Raw genomic sequence first — 12,276 nt, forward strand, 5'->3', positions numbered from 1 at the left:
AACTTGGTTATACTAAGGTTTTTGATTTATTGGTTCTTTGTTTTCGAATGAAATAAGAAATATACCATTCTGTAAAACGCTTCACTCCTTCTTGTAAATTGGTTTGTGGAGCGTATCCAACAGCTTCTGTTAGACTAGATATATCCGCATATGTTTTTTGAACATCACCTGGTTGCATTGGCATAAAGTTCTTCTTTGCCTTAGTATTCAAATTTTTCTCGATTGAATCAATAAAGTCCATAAGCTTAATTGGATTGCTATTTCCGATATTATGAAGCACATATGGAATGTGTCCTTTTTCGGCATCTGGGATATCAAATATTACTTTTACAATTCCTTCTACGATATCATCTATATAAGTAAAATCTCGCTCCATATTACCGTTATTAAAGACTTGTATTGGTCTATTGTTTATAATAGCTTCAGCAAATAGCGATGGTGCCATATCTGGTCGTCCCCAAGGACCATAAACTGTAAAAAAACGCAAGCCAGTTGTTGGAATTTTGAATAAATGGCTATAGGTATAAGCCATAAGTTCATTGCTTTTTTTTGTAGCTGCGTATAAACTAATAGGATGATCTACACAATCATCTACAGAAAATGGTGTTTTTTTGGTGTTACCATATACTGAAGAACTGGATGCATATGCAAGATGTTTAACAGGATAGTGTCTACACGCTTCTAAAATATTCAAAAAACCTTCTACATTACTTTTAATATATACGTCTGGATTTTCTAAGCTATAACGTACACCTGCTTGAGCAGCCAGATGTATGATAGCGTCAAAACGTTCATATCGAAATAAATCCATTAATGCGGCTTTCTGAGTCAATTCCATTTTAATAAATCGATACTGCGAATGAATACTCGACTGAACATATTTTTTTTCGACAATCAAGTTCTTGGGTATACCCACCTCTTTAAGCCTGTCATATTTTAGCTGAGGATCATAATATGAATTTATATTGTCAAAACCAATGACTTCGTGTCCCATGGTCAAAAGTCTACGGGTTACATGAAAACCAATAAATCCAGCTGCTCCTGTTACTAAAATTTTCATTTGATTATAGATTAGGTTAGTTAAGAATCAATTATTGAGATGAATTGTTTTCCGATACAACTTCTGATGATGCATATTCATTCGTTCTTCTTATTTCATAGGCTTTTAACCACTCTCCTTTAGGTGTCCCATTATCAAAGGAACTTAGAAGTACTGGGAAGACAGTTTTTTTTCTAGCTTCTTCATTAGAAAAGCCTTCATATTCAATACGGTACAAAGCTGTGTATAAAACCGCTCTACCAGTTCCATGATGACAATGAATCAATATTGGATAGGATATATCCTTATCTAAAACATCAAAAAACTGTTCTAAATTTTCCTTACTAGGTATTTGGTGAGATGGAATATTAATATGTGTTACATTATCTATGGTTTCTATAATGTCATGCTCTCTAGTAATATCATTGGTAAGACTAGGATTTAGAGGATCTATAACAGCTCCAATTCTTAAGTCAATAACAGTTCTTATACCATATTTGTTTAGATAACTCTCAATTTTATCAGCAGGAATCGCCGCAGATCTATATACCTTTCCAGATGTTACCTCTGTAAACCTATAATTAAAGTGTACATGATAAACATACAGAGTGGTAAATACAATAGCAATAGATAACAAAGAAAAAATAAACTTTTTGGTTGTTTTCATTACTGTGTTTTTTAAATTTCATTTACGAAGTTAAAGAATCAAAAGACCTAAAAATAGGAATAAAGACAACCCTAATAATTTAATAATGATTCATAAACAATTGCCTAAAAATTGATTTTTTATGATAACTTTTTAATAACAAAATTTGATTTAAATAATTGGTTGTTAGTGTTTTGTAATTTTAAAACCAATCAATAAGTGTTTTTGTAGGGAAGAACAGTTTAGTTAAAAATTAATTAATCTACAGGTAATAAAAAGCGTTGAGGAAAACTATAATTTTAGATGCTTAACTAACTTATAAATCATTTAAAATGAAAAAAATTATTACACTTTTTATTATAGTACTCACATTATGTGCATGCGAATCAAATGAGGATATTTATGTTTTTGAGGAGGATGTGTCTGAGAATAAAAATTCTAGTTTCTATTTAGATTTAGCTTATCAACATGCACCTGTACACTATCAAGATGTAGATAGAACGGGTTCTCATGGTTTAAGCGGAAAAGCGGATTACATCACTGCTTATGATTTTGATGGTGATCTAAATGCAAAAAATAATTGGGACAACATTGCCAATTCCTCTAGAAAAGGAAATGCAGTTGGATATTATTCCGTTGTAGAGACAAGTACGCACTATTTTATTACCTATGCATTTTTTCATCCAAGGGACTGGACAGATATTTGGTTTTTGTATCATTTTGATGAGCATGAAAATGATCTTGAAGGTGTTCTTACAGTTGTAAAAAAAGACAACTCTACCTACGGTACAGCAATTGGTGCTGTAACCATATTTCATTCTGATTTTTATTCTTATAAAGCTTCAAACTCTGGATTAACCAATGGGAGTGAAGATATAGATGGTACTTTAACTACTCAAAATCATAATGGAATTACTAGATTTAAAACTTCTGCAGAGGCAAAGGGTCATGGTATCAAAGCACATGCTAAACAACAACCTGGAGGGAGTGATTATGTAGTATATTTTCCTAGTAAAACCACTAGCGAACATCCATCTGATATTTATGATAGGAATGTAAAATATAAATTGGTGAATATATTTGAAAACGGTGGTATGTGGGATCAACGTTTTAATACAAACCTTTTTAGTAATGCCAAATCATTTCAAAAATCATACGGTAGTGGATCTGCCAATGCACCCTGGAACTGGGATGATAAAGATGATGGAGGTAATCAGGGACTATTAGCAGGAGGTATTGCATATTACCCTGCTCATTTAGTTGATGAGTATTTTAATGGATTAGGAAACTTTAGTAAAACTTATATTTACAATCCGTATCTCGGGATAGAGTAATTTTCTTAAAAGACCTATAAAAAGAGGAGTTATACCATGTGTTTAACTCCTTTTTTGTATTTAAAATTAAGATGGTTTTAAAAAGTTCAATCAGTTTTATTATGTAAGGAAAATCATGTCCAGTCCCAACTGATGATATGCCACTGCATAGTATCAGCCTGATAAACGATTAAATCCTTAAAACCAATTGCACGATGTGCTTCTAATGATCTGTGATTGTTCGAAGCAACTTCAGTTATTAGCAAGGAATATTTTTCTTGTAAGGAGGATTTCATTTTTTGATAAAGACCTCGGAATATTCCTTGTCTTCTATATGCTTTGTCAACACATACTTGTCCCATGACAATGTAGTTAATTCTTGGCTCAATCAAAGTATCGATTTTTGTAAACATGGGTTTGAGAACTTCAATATCATTACCAAAATCTTTGGTCATGCATAATGCATATCCAACAACCTGATCATTGTGTTTGGCAATGATATGCGGTTGTTGGAGGTTCATTTTTTTAAGAATATCAAAATCATGTCTTACAGTGACAAAACCCTCATTTTGTTTTTCGTCTAGAGTAATAGATTCAGATAAATTACTTTGCTGAAGTAAAAGAATTTGTTCTAATTCTATGTCGCTGGAAGAAGTTGTATATCGTATATTTTTCATTATATGAAGATACGCTTATTCTGATCTTTTTTTGTTCATAATTTAAATTTAATAGGGGTGAGGAATCATCGAAAGTTTTATGATACTATGTATAGTTAAAGCGATCATTTTTAGATCATTTGCTTTTGATAATGAAAAATCTCTATGATATGTTTTATAGGTTTTCTCTTCTTTTACTAGACCAATATTAATGACTTTAGGTTCGCTATTCTCTAATAGTAATGCTTGAGGAGAGGTTTCTATTGCATTAATATCGTATACTTTACCTTTAAATAAAGGGGTGATGGAATCAACATTTGTATGTCCTACGATTACTCTAGAAGCGTCATAATATTCAAGAACCTGTTGTACCTGATTCTTTGATGCTTTTTTAACTTCATCATTGGCTCTAATGTATCCTCTATATTGTGTAACTCCGGTTTTTCCCAAAATGATTTCCTTTAGGTCCTCATCTATAGATTTTTCATTCCAGTAGTCCCACATGGCTTGGTTTATTTGTTGAACTGTGTATTTTTTCACTACAGTTTCAGGGCTTACTCCACCATGTGTAACGAGTGTATTTCCAATTTTAAGTAATACTGGTCTTGTTCGTAGCCATTTTCCTAAATAAGTTTTATTTGAATACGCTTTTGAAAAAGGCATCATTTGCTGAGTAGCATATAAGTTTTTTGGGTGTACCCTACTAAAATTCCCTTTAAGGATATATTGCTCATGGTTTCCAATAATATAATGTACCATTCCTCCTGCTTGTTTAGCTTGTTCAGAAAGTAATACAATTTTCCAAAGTACTTGATCTACCGAAGTTCCTCGATCTACCATATCTCCAGCTATAACCAGATGATTAGTATCAAAATTCCAGTTACCTAACGAATCGATTACATTCAAGTTAAATAATACATTATTCATGTATTCGAAATCACCATGAACATCGCTTATAAATGCTACTTTGTTAGGCGTGGTTTGTATTACTGTTGGAGGAGTATCGATTTCTGGTAAGATAAAATCATGTTTCTCATCTTCAGTATGAATAGAAAAACTCTTAATGTTAGCGTCATAAATTTTTTCATGATTTTTCCCTGCGTTATACCATGCTACCTGAAGGGTTTCGTTATTAGTATAACTCACAATAGGGCCTTGTATAAAATCGGATTCAAATTTTAGTTGATCTGCCGCTCCAGCAAGATTTACATTAATATCTATAAACTTATTCTTAATAGGTATATGTAGGGTTTTATAAATTCCATTTTCGGTTAACGTAACGGTGCTTTGATTCAATTTGTACCCAATAATTAGTAACATTATGGTACAAATTGTAAGTATTGGATATAGAAGATATAACTTCCATTTTTTCTTTTTTTTCATTTGATGATTGATTAAAATTAGACAATAAAATATCAGTGCAGTGATGTATATCATTGCAAAATTGAGTGCTGTATCCATGAATTACAGCTAAGAAATTAAGGTGATGAGCCTAGCTAAATGTTTTTTAATTTTCTACATATTCCAGAATATCTGCTGGTTGACAATCCAGTTCTTTACAAATCGCTTCAAGTGTAGAAAATCGGATAGCTTTTGCTTTACCTGATTTCAAAATAGAGAGATTTGCAGTGGTAATACCTATTTTTTCTGCCAATTCCTTACTCTTCATTTTTCGCTTGGCAAGCATGACATCAAGATTAATGATTATTGGCATAGTTATATTGTTAATTCGTTTTCTTCTTGTAAAATAAAGCCTTGTTTAAATATGGTAGCGATAAATGTTGCAAAGATTCCTAGTCCAATATGTAATAGTGCAGGAGTAACATCATCTAGTGTGATAGTATTATTTATTAAAAATCCTATTATCACATATGCTAAAGGTATGATTAGATTTATTATGGTAAACCACTTTAAATATTTTATAGCTTCTTGTGTAAAAAGTTTCTCAGCACTAAATGTTTTAAAAATGAAAGATAATACCAAGAAAAAAGAAGCGTAGAAAATAAGGAAACAGAAAACACCAATGAATGTGAACGGATCAAAGGCTCCTTTAATCATAGAACCTGTAAAAGGAATATGAATCTGAAGCTCATTAGTTTCAGTGATAACAAAATTATTGCTTACCAAAGATATGATGATCAATAACAAAAATATTCCATATCCGAACATGATTAATCGAGTACTATAAAATAATATAGTAGATAACGATTTTTTTCCAAACATTTTTATACTCATAGCTATATCGTTAAATCGTTTTCTAATTGAATTTGTACACCTCTTTTGAATATGAAAGCTATAATGAATATAATTCCCGCCATGAATAGAAATTCTGAATTCCCCCAATCTAAACTAAATACGGCTCCTTTCTTTAATAACCATTTACAATAACCATTTGCTAAATAAGCTATCAAACCTGCCCATAACGCAACATAGCTAATTGATGAAATTATAGATGCTATAGTTTTGGTAAAGGGTTGATCAAAATCAATTTTCATAAAAATTTTGATTACTAGATAGAATAAGTATGCTTTCAATGAGGTTACCGTTATGAGTAGAGATAAAACATGTAAGTAATATTTTTTGGAAAATTCATAGAGTTCTGATAGATCTAAACCTAAATAAAGATTATTTGATGCTTCCGGATTTCCGAAAAGGCTTATGATTCCAGAAAGAAGAATTGCTCCAAGTTGTATGCATAGTCCAATAAATATGACCCAAGAAGCAATTTTAATCAATGTAATAATTTGTTTCGTCTTCATAAAATTATCGTTTAACGATAACAAATATACAAAAATTATTGTTTTTCAATAATTTTTTATCAAAAAAGAATATTTAATTGTTGTTTTTGAAATCATGATTATAACTTTTGACTGCTGTTGTAAGTTCCATTTTGTTGTATTTTAGCGGTATGCAAGGAATACCAAAAAAACTTCATAAAAAGCTTCAGGAAAGAGAAGAGAAAGATGCTTTACGTGTATTAGGTTTTAAGAATAATTTAGTTGATTTTTCATCTAATGATTATATAGGTTTTTCTTCTTCCAAGGTTATTTTTGATCATGCTCATCAGTTATTAGTTGAGCGTGATATACATGAGAATGGAGCAACAGGTTCACGTTTGCTTTCGGGAAATCATACTTTATATAACGAAACTGAAGAAATACTAGCTAATTTTCATAATGCACCGTCTGCTTTGATTTTTAATTCAGGATACGATGCAAATATTGGTTTTTTCTCTTCGATTCCACAACGAGGTGATATAATTTTATATGATGAGCTCATTCATGCTTCTATCCGAGACGGAATTATAATGAGTAATGCGAAATCGTATAAATTTAAGCATAATGATTACATTGATCTAGAAAAAAGGATCACATCAATAAGATCTTTATCTAATGAAAGTCAGGAAATATATGTAGTAACAGAATCGGTTTTTTCTATGGATGGAGATGTTCCAGATTTAGAAGCTTTTTCTCAATTATGTGAAACCAATGATTGTTATTTTGTTGTAGATGAAGCTCATGCAACAGGTGTGTTTGGAAATAATGGTGCAGGTTTAATTCAGGAGTTAAAACTCGAAGAAAAAGTCTTTGCACGTATTCATACCTTTGGTAAAGCAATAGGTTGTCATGGAGCGGTTATTTTAGGATCTTTAGCATTGAGACAATATCTGGTAAACTTTGCTAGGAGTTTTATTTATACCACGGGTTTGCCGCCGCATTCAATTGCCACTATTCAGTCTTCATACAAAGAACTAGGCGCAACAACTAAAATCAAGAAACTTCGTAGGATCATTCAGTTTTTTAATGAGCAGCTAGAATCGATAGGATTAGAAAAATATTTTATTAAAAGTGATTCTGCCATACATTGTTGTATCATTTCTGAAAATGAAAAAGTAAAAGCTATAGCCTCGAAAATACATAACCAAGGTTTTGATGTAAAACCTATTTTATCTCCAACAGTTCCTGAAGGAAAAGAACGATTACGATTTTGTTTACACAGTTATAATACGCAAGAAGAAATAGCAGAAGTTTTACAACTGTTAGCTACCTTTGTCAAAAATTAAAAAAGGACAAATTAAGGGTCTGGTATGAAGGAGAAAAAACGAGAAAAAATATTTATTACAGGAATAGGAACAGATGTAGGTAAAACTGTGGTATCTGCTATTGTAGTAGAAGCATTACAAGCAGATTATTTTAAACCGGTTCAGGCAGGAGATTTATCATATTCTGATACCGATAAAGTAAAAGAACTAGTTTCAAATTCTAAATCAACTTTTCATAAAAATAGCTATGCATTAAACACGCCAATGAGTCCTCATGCAGCTGCAGAAATTGATGGTGTAACTATAGATATAGAACATATTAACATTCCTGACACTGAAAACGATATCATTATCGAAGGAGCAGGAGGTCTATTGGTTCCATTAAATGAGCAAGCTACAATCTTGGATATTATTGATCCTGATTGTAAGGTTGTCGTAGTGTCTAGACATTATTTGGGGAGTATCAATCACACTTTGTTAACTATTAAATTACTTCAGGAGAAAGGATTTGATCCTGTAATTATTTTTAGCGGAGATGAGCATGTAACTACCGAAAGTATTATCCAAAAAATGACAGGAGCTAAAGTTATCGGTAGAATTGATAATGAACCTTATTTTGATAAAATGGTAGTGAAGGAGTATGCATCCTTATTTAAAGATCAATTAGAAGCTTTATGAACTTAAAACAAAGAGATAAAAAACATCTTTGGCATCCGCTTACACAGCATAAAATCCATCCAGATGCGCTTCCTATTGTAAAAGCAGAAGGTGCTTTGTTGTATGACGATAATGGTAATGAATATATAGATGGAATTGCCTCGTGGTATACGGCGATGTATGGTCATTGTAATTCTTTTATTTTGGAAAGAGTCAACAAACAGATGCATACATTAGATCAAATAGTTTTTGCAGGTTTTACCCATGAACCAGCCATAGAACTATCTGAAAAGTTAATACAAATATTACCAGATAATCAGGAAAAAATATTTTTCTCCGATAATGGATCTACTGCTAATGAAGTAGGTATTAAAATGGCATTGCAATATCATTTTAATAAAGGAGAAAAACGTAATATTATTATCGCTTTTGAAGATGGATTTCATGGCGATACCTTTGGAGCAATGTCTGCTTCGGGCTTATCAGTTTATAATGGTCCTTTTGAGGATTTCTTTATTGATGTTCGAAGAATCCCTACTCCTACTAAAGATAATTTTGATAGAGTCATAAAAACACTACGTCAAATTATTGATGACAATGCAGTTGCTGCTTTTATTTATGAGCCATTGGTTCAAGGGGCAAATGCAATGCATATGTTCGAAGAAAAATACTTAGATCCGATTCTTAAAATTTGCAAAGAGAACAAGATTATTACCATTGCAGACGAAGTAATGACTGGTTTTGGAAAAACAGGAAAAAACTTTGCATCAGAATATATGGAGACAAAACCAGATATCATTTCTATGTCCAAAGCGTTAACAGCTGGTTTTGTGCCTATGGCGGTAACAAGTTGTACCCAAGAGATATATAATGCATTTCTGGATGATTCTATTGGCAAAGCATTTTTTCATGCGCATACGTATTCTGCTAACCCAATTGCATGCTCCGTTGCAATTGCTGGAATTGATCTGCTAAGTACAAAAGATATTCAGGAAAATATTGCTAGAATCATTAAGTCCCATCAAGAATTTAATGATCTTATAAAAAATCATCCAAAAATAAAAAGCACACGACAAAAAGGAGTTATTTATGCTTTGGATTTAAACATTGAAATGGATCGATATGGTAAAAAGAGATATGAAATCTTTGATCATTTTATGCAAAACGGAGTGTGCTTACGACCGTTAGGAAAAACGATTTATATCTTACCACCTTACGTGATTTCGGAGCAACAGTTAGGCAAAATTTATAAAACGATTACCGAACTATTGGAGACTATTTAGACAGCATCAATTGTTCTAGATCATCTTTAAATTGGTTCTTTTGATCAACATGGAATGCTATAGCTTTAAAGTTACGTTTTATTCCATAGAGTCCTATTTTAGTTCCTGTTGATTGCTTTTTTAATCTAATAAGCATATTATGAGGATCTAGTTCTCCCAAAGGAGATAATCTTCTGGTTTCTTTATCAAAAACAGTTGAAGAAGAAGAAAATTCAATGGTGTCAATATCAGATATGGGAATAATTACTTCACTCATTATTCCATATCGGATATGTAGTATTTCTCCATCTATAGTTATAGGTCTTTTGGTTATTGATTTAACAAAACCAAATATCTGAACAAAAGAATAAACACTCATTATTCCTACTATCCATGCAATAGAAGGATTCGATTTTAATATCATTTTATGTAAAACAAAAGTCTCTATAATGACGATCATAAGAATACCTATGAAAATACTAATAGAGTTACCATCTTTATGATAAGTGTATTCATTTTCTCTTGGAGTTTTCTTTTTCCAGGAAATGAATCCGTAATAAAACACAGCAATTTCCATTGCTAATACCTCTGATATTTTTTTAGGAAAAACATCTGAACAAGTCTTTTTAAGGATTGTAAAAAAATCTGGTGAACTATTTTTAGTGAGCCTATACACCTGAATGGTTTTTCGAATTTTGAGGAGAATAGCAGTAACGATTCCCAACTCGATAAAAGGTAATATCCAATTCTTGATAAAGGAGATATAGGATTGATTTTCTTCTGGAATAACAAAAGAAGCAATAAGGATACCTATTACGAAAAAAGAAAGCACCGAAAACTTAGAAATATCTTTTTTCCGAATTAAGACCCAATGAATAAAGGGAATAGTAATTATCAAGTCTAATGTAATACTCTTAGAAATAAGAGAATTAGATAATGCTATATCTGAACTGGCAAATAATGCTAAAGAAACTAATATACATAAGGGTAGTCCAAATACTAGTAAGGTTTCTTTTAAACTAAGATTGCCAGTCATAATGATACGTTTTTAGTTAATTTTCATTATTCTCTTTTCCCCATAGCAAGTCAACTTGCTCATTGGTTTCATCTAGGATGACATATAATTCGGAATATGTCCAAGTATCATCTTTTTTGGTTCCTACGATATACACTCTTGCTTCTCCATCTGGACCTTTTATAGGTATAGAAATATCGACCGAACCCTCATCGTTTTCAAACTTTAAGCTTCCGTTCATAATACCATTAGTTTCTATAGGTTCTCCAAGCATTTCGACAATATAATCGTCTTCTTGAGCTTTGGCAAGTGCATCCTTGTAGGGACCAGAATTTGTAAATGCTTGAGAAACACCGAAAATTACAGAGCCTAAAAAGACAAAAAATATGACGATGATCGTTAGGCATCCTCCTACAGGAACAACCCATGGCCAATTTCTACTAAACCAACTTTTTTTTGCTGTCTGAATTTCCATTATATAGTGTATTTTAAGATCACTATATAAGTATCAATTCCAAAGGTTTTGTTACAAGAAATTTACTCGTATAAATAAATTCCTGCTGCATTTCCCATTTTTCTCATATGGTGGCCAACATTTGGAATCACTTTTAGAGTCCAGTTAAATTTGCAATTCATTTTGGTAGCTTGGGTTTTAGCAGTTTTGTAAAAATAACGCGCTCTGGCAAGTCTATGTAACCCTTGCTTGTCTACTGTTTTAGAACGTAAAAGAATTCCTCCTTTTTCATTTTCATTATCTAGCTCACCCACAAAAATCGTTAGTTGTTGTGCAAAGGATTTTTTGAGATTTTCAATAGATAGGTTAAGGTCTTCAATACCGAAGGGAAATTTTGTTTCAAAATCGGGTAAGGTGTAGCTTCCAGCATTGGCAGCAATGATTCTTTTTGCTTTAGAATTGGTATGAAGAATTGCAAATCGGTGTAAAATTTGTCCACCAGCAGAATGACCAAATATATCATAACCTCTTTGTGATCCATTTAATGCTTTTATAGCAGACTCAAATATTCTGTCAAAATCTTCATATATCCAGCTAGCGTTGTCTAAATTTAGTTGTATTGAAGTCTTTTCTTCGTCTAGAAAAACTTGGTTAGTATTTTTTATAAATGTGATACTCTCTCGAGTATTAACATCTGCCACTACTCCACCCAAATGATAATCTTCATAAGGATATGCTGTTTCTGGATAACTTGGTGAGAGGATAAGTATATTATATTTTTCGGATTCTTCTATCCAACTATCTCTGTAGCTATCTCCATTTCTTCCCGATCCTGGAATAACGAGCAAGACTTCAGAAGAAGCATTAAATCCTTTAGGTTTATAATAATGAATAGTAATTTTTTTATGCTCATTTCCTTTGCCTCCATGCAATGTAAATGCTCCAGAACCTTCATTGATAATAATGTTGCTTTCTTGATTGTAAGCTTGGATAGTAAATAGGAATAAAACCATTAAAACCAGTATGTATGTGACTTGTTTCATTTTGATATAAATTTTTGTTTTGTCAAAAATTGAAAATAAAGAGGTTCTTAATTTAGCATGTCGATAGATACATTTGTAAAGCATGTGTTTATGCTTTTTTAATGGATAAAAAACATTTGTCATTTAAATCTGAAAATTCATCTGTTTTT

Annotated in this window: 14 protein-coding genes; 4 read left to right on the forward strand and 10 right to left on the reverse strand. The window is 31.7% G+C overall.

All coding sequences use genetic code 11. The annotated features are described in order from the left end of the window. Nucleotides 1–7 precede the first annotated feature (7 nt). Together Q1A73_RS10060 and Q1A73_RS10065 are read right to left on the reverse strand one after the other, a co-directional pair. Nucleotides 8–1,060, reverse strand: a complete 1,053-nt coding sequence (locus tag Q1A73_RS10060; protein WP_299604908.1) for an NAD-dependent epimerase — start codon at nt 1,058–1,060, stop codon at nt 8–10. A gap of 31 nt (nt 1,061–1,091) precedes the next feature. Next, on the reverse strand, nt 1,092–1,706 hold the full coding sequence (locus Q1A73_RS10065) for a dual specificity protein phosphatase family protein (protein WP_299604910.1): 615 nt from the start codon (nt 1,704–1,706) through the stop codon (nt 1,092–1,094). Nucleotides 1,707–2,017: 311 nt separating this feature from the next. Here Q1A73_RS10065 and Q1A73_RS10070 point away from each other — a divergent pair, with 311 nt between their 5' ends. Continuing rightward, nucleotides 2,018–3,019 (forward strand): hypothetical protein, encoded by a 1,002-nt coding sequence (locus tag Q1A73_RS10070; protein ID WP_299604912.1) that lies wholly within the window; start codon nt 2,018–2,020, stop codon nt 3,017–3,019. 113 nt (nt 3,020–3,132) lie between these two features. Here Q1A73_RS10070 and Q1A73_RS10075 read toward each other — a convergent pair whose 3' ends face one another. The 5 genes from Q1A73_RS10075 to Q1A73_RS10095 form a co-directional block, all read right to left on the reverse strand. Beyond that, nucleotides 3,133–3,675 (reverse strand): GNAT family N-acetyltransferase, encoded by a 543-nt coding sequence (locus tag Q1A73_RS10075; protein WP_299604914.1) that lies wholly within the window; start codon nt 3,673–3,675, stop codon nt 3,133–3,135. Between the two features lie 48 nt (nt 3,676–3,723). After that, nucleotides 3,724–5,037, reverse strand: coding sequence for a metallophosphoesterase (locus tag Q1A73_RS10080; protein ID WP_299604916.1), 1,314 nt, complete (start codon nt 5,035–5,037; stop codon nt 3,724–3,726). Nucleotides 5,038–5,161: 124 nt separating this feature from the next. Next, complete coding sequence (locus Q1A73_RS10085; RefSeq protein WP_219010780.1) at nt 5,162–5,368, reverse strand: helix-turn-helix transcriptional regulator; 207 nt, start codon at nt 5,366–5,368, stop codon at nt 5,162–5,164. A 2-nt stretch (nt 5,369–5,370) separates the two neighbouring features. Further along, nucleotides 5,371–5,889 (reverse strand): DUF2975 domain-containing protein, encoded by a 519-nt coding sequence (locus tag Q1A73_RS10090; RefSeq protein ID WP_299604920.1) that lies wholly within the window; start codon nt 5,887–5,889, stop codon nt 5,371–5,373. Between the two features lie 2 nt (nt 5,890–5,891). Next, entirely contained in the window at nt 5,892–6,413 is a 522-nt protein-coding gene (locus Q1A73_RS10095) for a DUF2975 domain-containing protein (RefSeq protein WP_299604922.1), read from the reverse strand. A 149-nt stretch (nt 6,414–6,562) separates the two neighbouring features. Between Q1A73_RS10095 and Q1A73_RS10100 the strand changes: the two genes are divergently transcribed. The 3 genes from Q1A73_RS10100 to bioA are packed head-to-tail and all read left to right on the forward strand — an operon-like array spanning nt 6,563 to nt 9,636. Then, nucleotides 6,563–7,717, forward strand: a complete 1,155-nt coding sequence (locus Q1A73_RS10100) for an 8-amino-7-oxononanoate synthase (protein WP_299604924.1) — start codon at nt 6,563–6,565, stop codon at nt 7,715–7,717. Nucleotides 7,718–7,741: 24 nt separating this feature from the next. Continuing rightward, the gene (gene bioD, locus Q1A73_RS10105) at nt 7,742–8,374 is read left to right on the forward strand and encodes a dethiobiotin synthase (protein WP_299604926.1); all 633 of its coding nucleotides are present in this window, start codon (nt 7,742–7,744) and stop codon (nt 8,372–8,374) included. Next, a complete protein-coding gene (gene bioA, locus Q1A73_RS10110) occupies nt 8,371–9,636 on the forward strand; it encodes an adenosylmethionine--8-amino-7-oxononanoate transaminase (protein WP_299604928.1) in 1,266 nt (421 codons plus the stop codon). The genes bioD and bioA overlap by 4 nt, the downstream gene beginning before the upstream one ends. Here bioA and Q1A73_RS10115 read toward each other — a convergent pair. The 3 genes from Q1A73_RS10115 to Q1A73_RS10125 form a co-directional block, all read right to left on the reverse strand. After that, nucleotides 9,629–10,651: a hypothetical protein gene (locus Q1A73_RS10115; protein WP_299604930.1), complete on the reverse strand. Its 1,023-nt coding sequence runs from the start codon at nt 10,649–10,651 to the stop codon at nt 9,629–9,631. The two genes, bioA and Q1A73_RS10115, sit on opposite strands and share 8 nt — an antisense overlap. A gap of 16 nt (nt 10,652–10,667) precedes the next feature. Next, nucleotides 10,668–11,105 (reverse strand): cytochrome c oxidase assembly factor Coa1 family protein, encoded by a 438-nt coding sequence (locus tag Q1A73_RS10120; RefSeq protein WP_299604932.1) that lies wholly within the window; start codon nt 11,103–11,105, stop codon nt 10,668–10,670. A gap of 62 nt (nt 11,106–11,167) precedes the next feature. Beyond that, nucleotides 11,168–12,127, reverse strand: a complete 960-nt coding sequence (locus tag Q1A73_RS10125; protein ID WP_299604934.1) for a hypothetical protein — start codon at nt 12,125–12,127, stop codon at nt 11,168–11,170. Nucleotides 12,128–12,276: the final 149 nt, after the last annotated feature.

Origin of the sequence: uncultured Aquimarina sp. (assembly GCF_947492115.1) — a bacterium.
Classification (GTDB): domain Bacteria; phylum Bacteroidota; class Bacteroidia; order Flavobacteriales; family Flavobacteriaceae; genus Aquimarina.

Excerpts from the sequence above, each read along its gene's own strand:
- Q1A73_RS10125 (WP_299604934.1), bottom strand. The coding sequence starts at position 12,127 with ATGAAACAAGTCACATACATACTGGTTTTAATGGTTTTATTCCTATTT.
- Q1A73_RS10120 (WP_299604932.1), bottom strand. The coding sequence starts at position 11,105 with ATGGAAATTCAGACAGCAAAAAAAAGTTGGTTTAGTAGAAATTGGCCA.
- Q1A73_RS10115 (WP_299604930.1), bottom strand. The coding sequence starts at position 10,651 with ATGACTGGCAATCTTAGTTTAAAAGAAACCTTACTAGTATTTGGACTA.
- Q1A73_RS10080 (WP_299604916.1), bottom strand. The coding sequence starts at position 5,037 with ATGAAAAAAAAGAAAAAATGGAAGTTATATCTTCTATATCCAATACTT.
- Q1A73_RS10075 (WP_299604914.1), bottom strand. The coding sequence starts at position 3,675 with ATGAAAAATATACGATATACAACTTCTTCCAGCGACATAGAATTAGAA.
- Q1A73_RS10065 (WP_299604910.1), bottom strand. The coding sequence starts at position 1,706 with ATGAAAACAACCAAAAAGTTTATTTTTTCTTTGTTATCTATTGCTATT.
- Q1A73_RS10085 (WP_219010780.1), bottom strand. The coding sequence starts at position 5,368 with ATGCCAATAATCATTAATCTTGATGTCATGCTTGCCAAGCGAAAAATG.
- Q1A73_RS10095 (WP_299604922.1), bottom strand. The coding sequence starts at position 6,413 with ATGAAGACGAAACAAATTATTACATTGATTAAAATTGCTTCTTGGGTC.
- Q1A73_RS10060 (WP_299604908.1), bottom strand. The coding sequence starts at position 1,060 with ATGAAAATTTTAGTAACAGGAGCAGCTGGATTTATTGGTTTTCATGTA.
- Q1A73_RS10100 (WP_299604924.1), top strand. The coding sequence starts at position 6,563 with ATGCAAGGAATACCAAAAAAACTTCATAAAAAGCTTCAGGAAAGAGAA.
- bioD (WP_299604926.1), top strand. The coding sequence starts at position 7,742 with ATGAAGGAGAAAAAACGAGAAAAAATATTTATTACAGGAATAGGAACA.
- Q1A73_RS10070 (WP_299604912.1), top strand. The coding sequence starts at position 2,018 with ATGAAAAAAATTATTACACTTTTTATTATAGTACTCACATTATGTGCA.
- Q1A73_RS10090 (WP_299604920.1), bottom strand. The coding sequence starts at position 5,889 with ATGAGTATAAAAATGTTTGGAAAAAAATCGTTATCTACTATATTATTT.
- bioA (WP_299604928.1), top strand. The coding sequence starts at position 8,371 with ATGAACTTAAAACAAAGAGATAAAAAACATCTTTGGCATCCGCTTACA.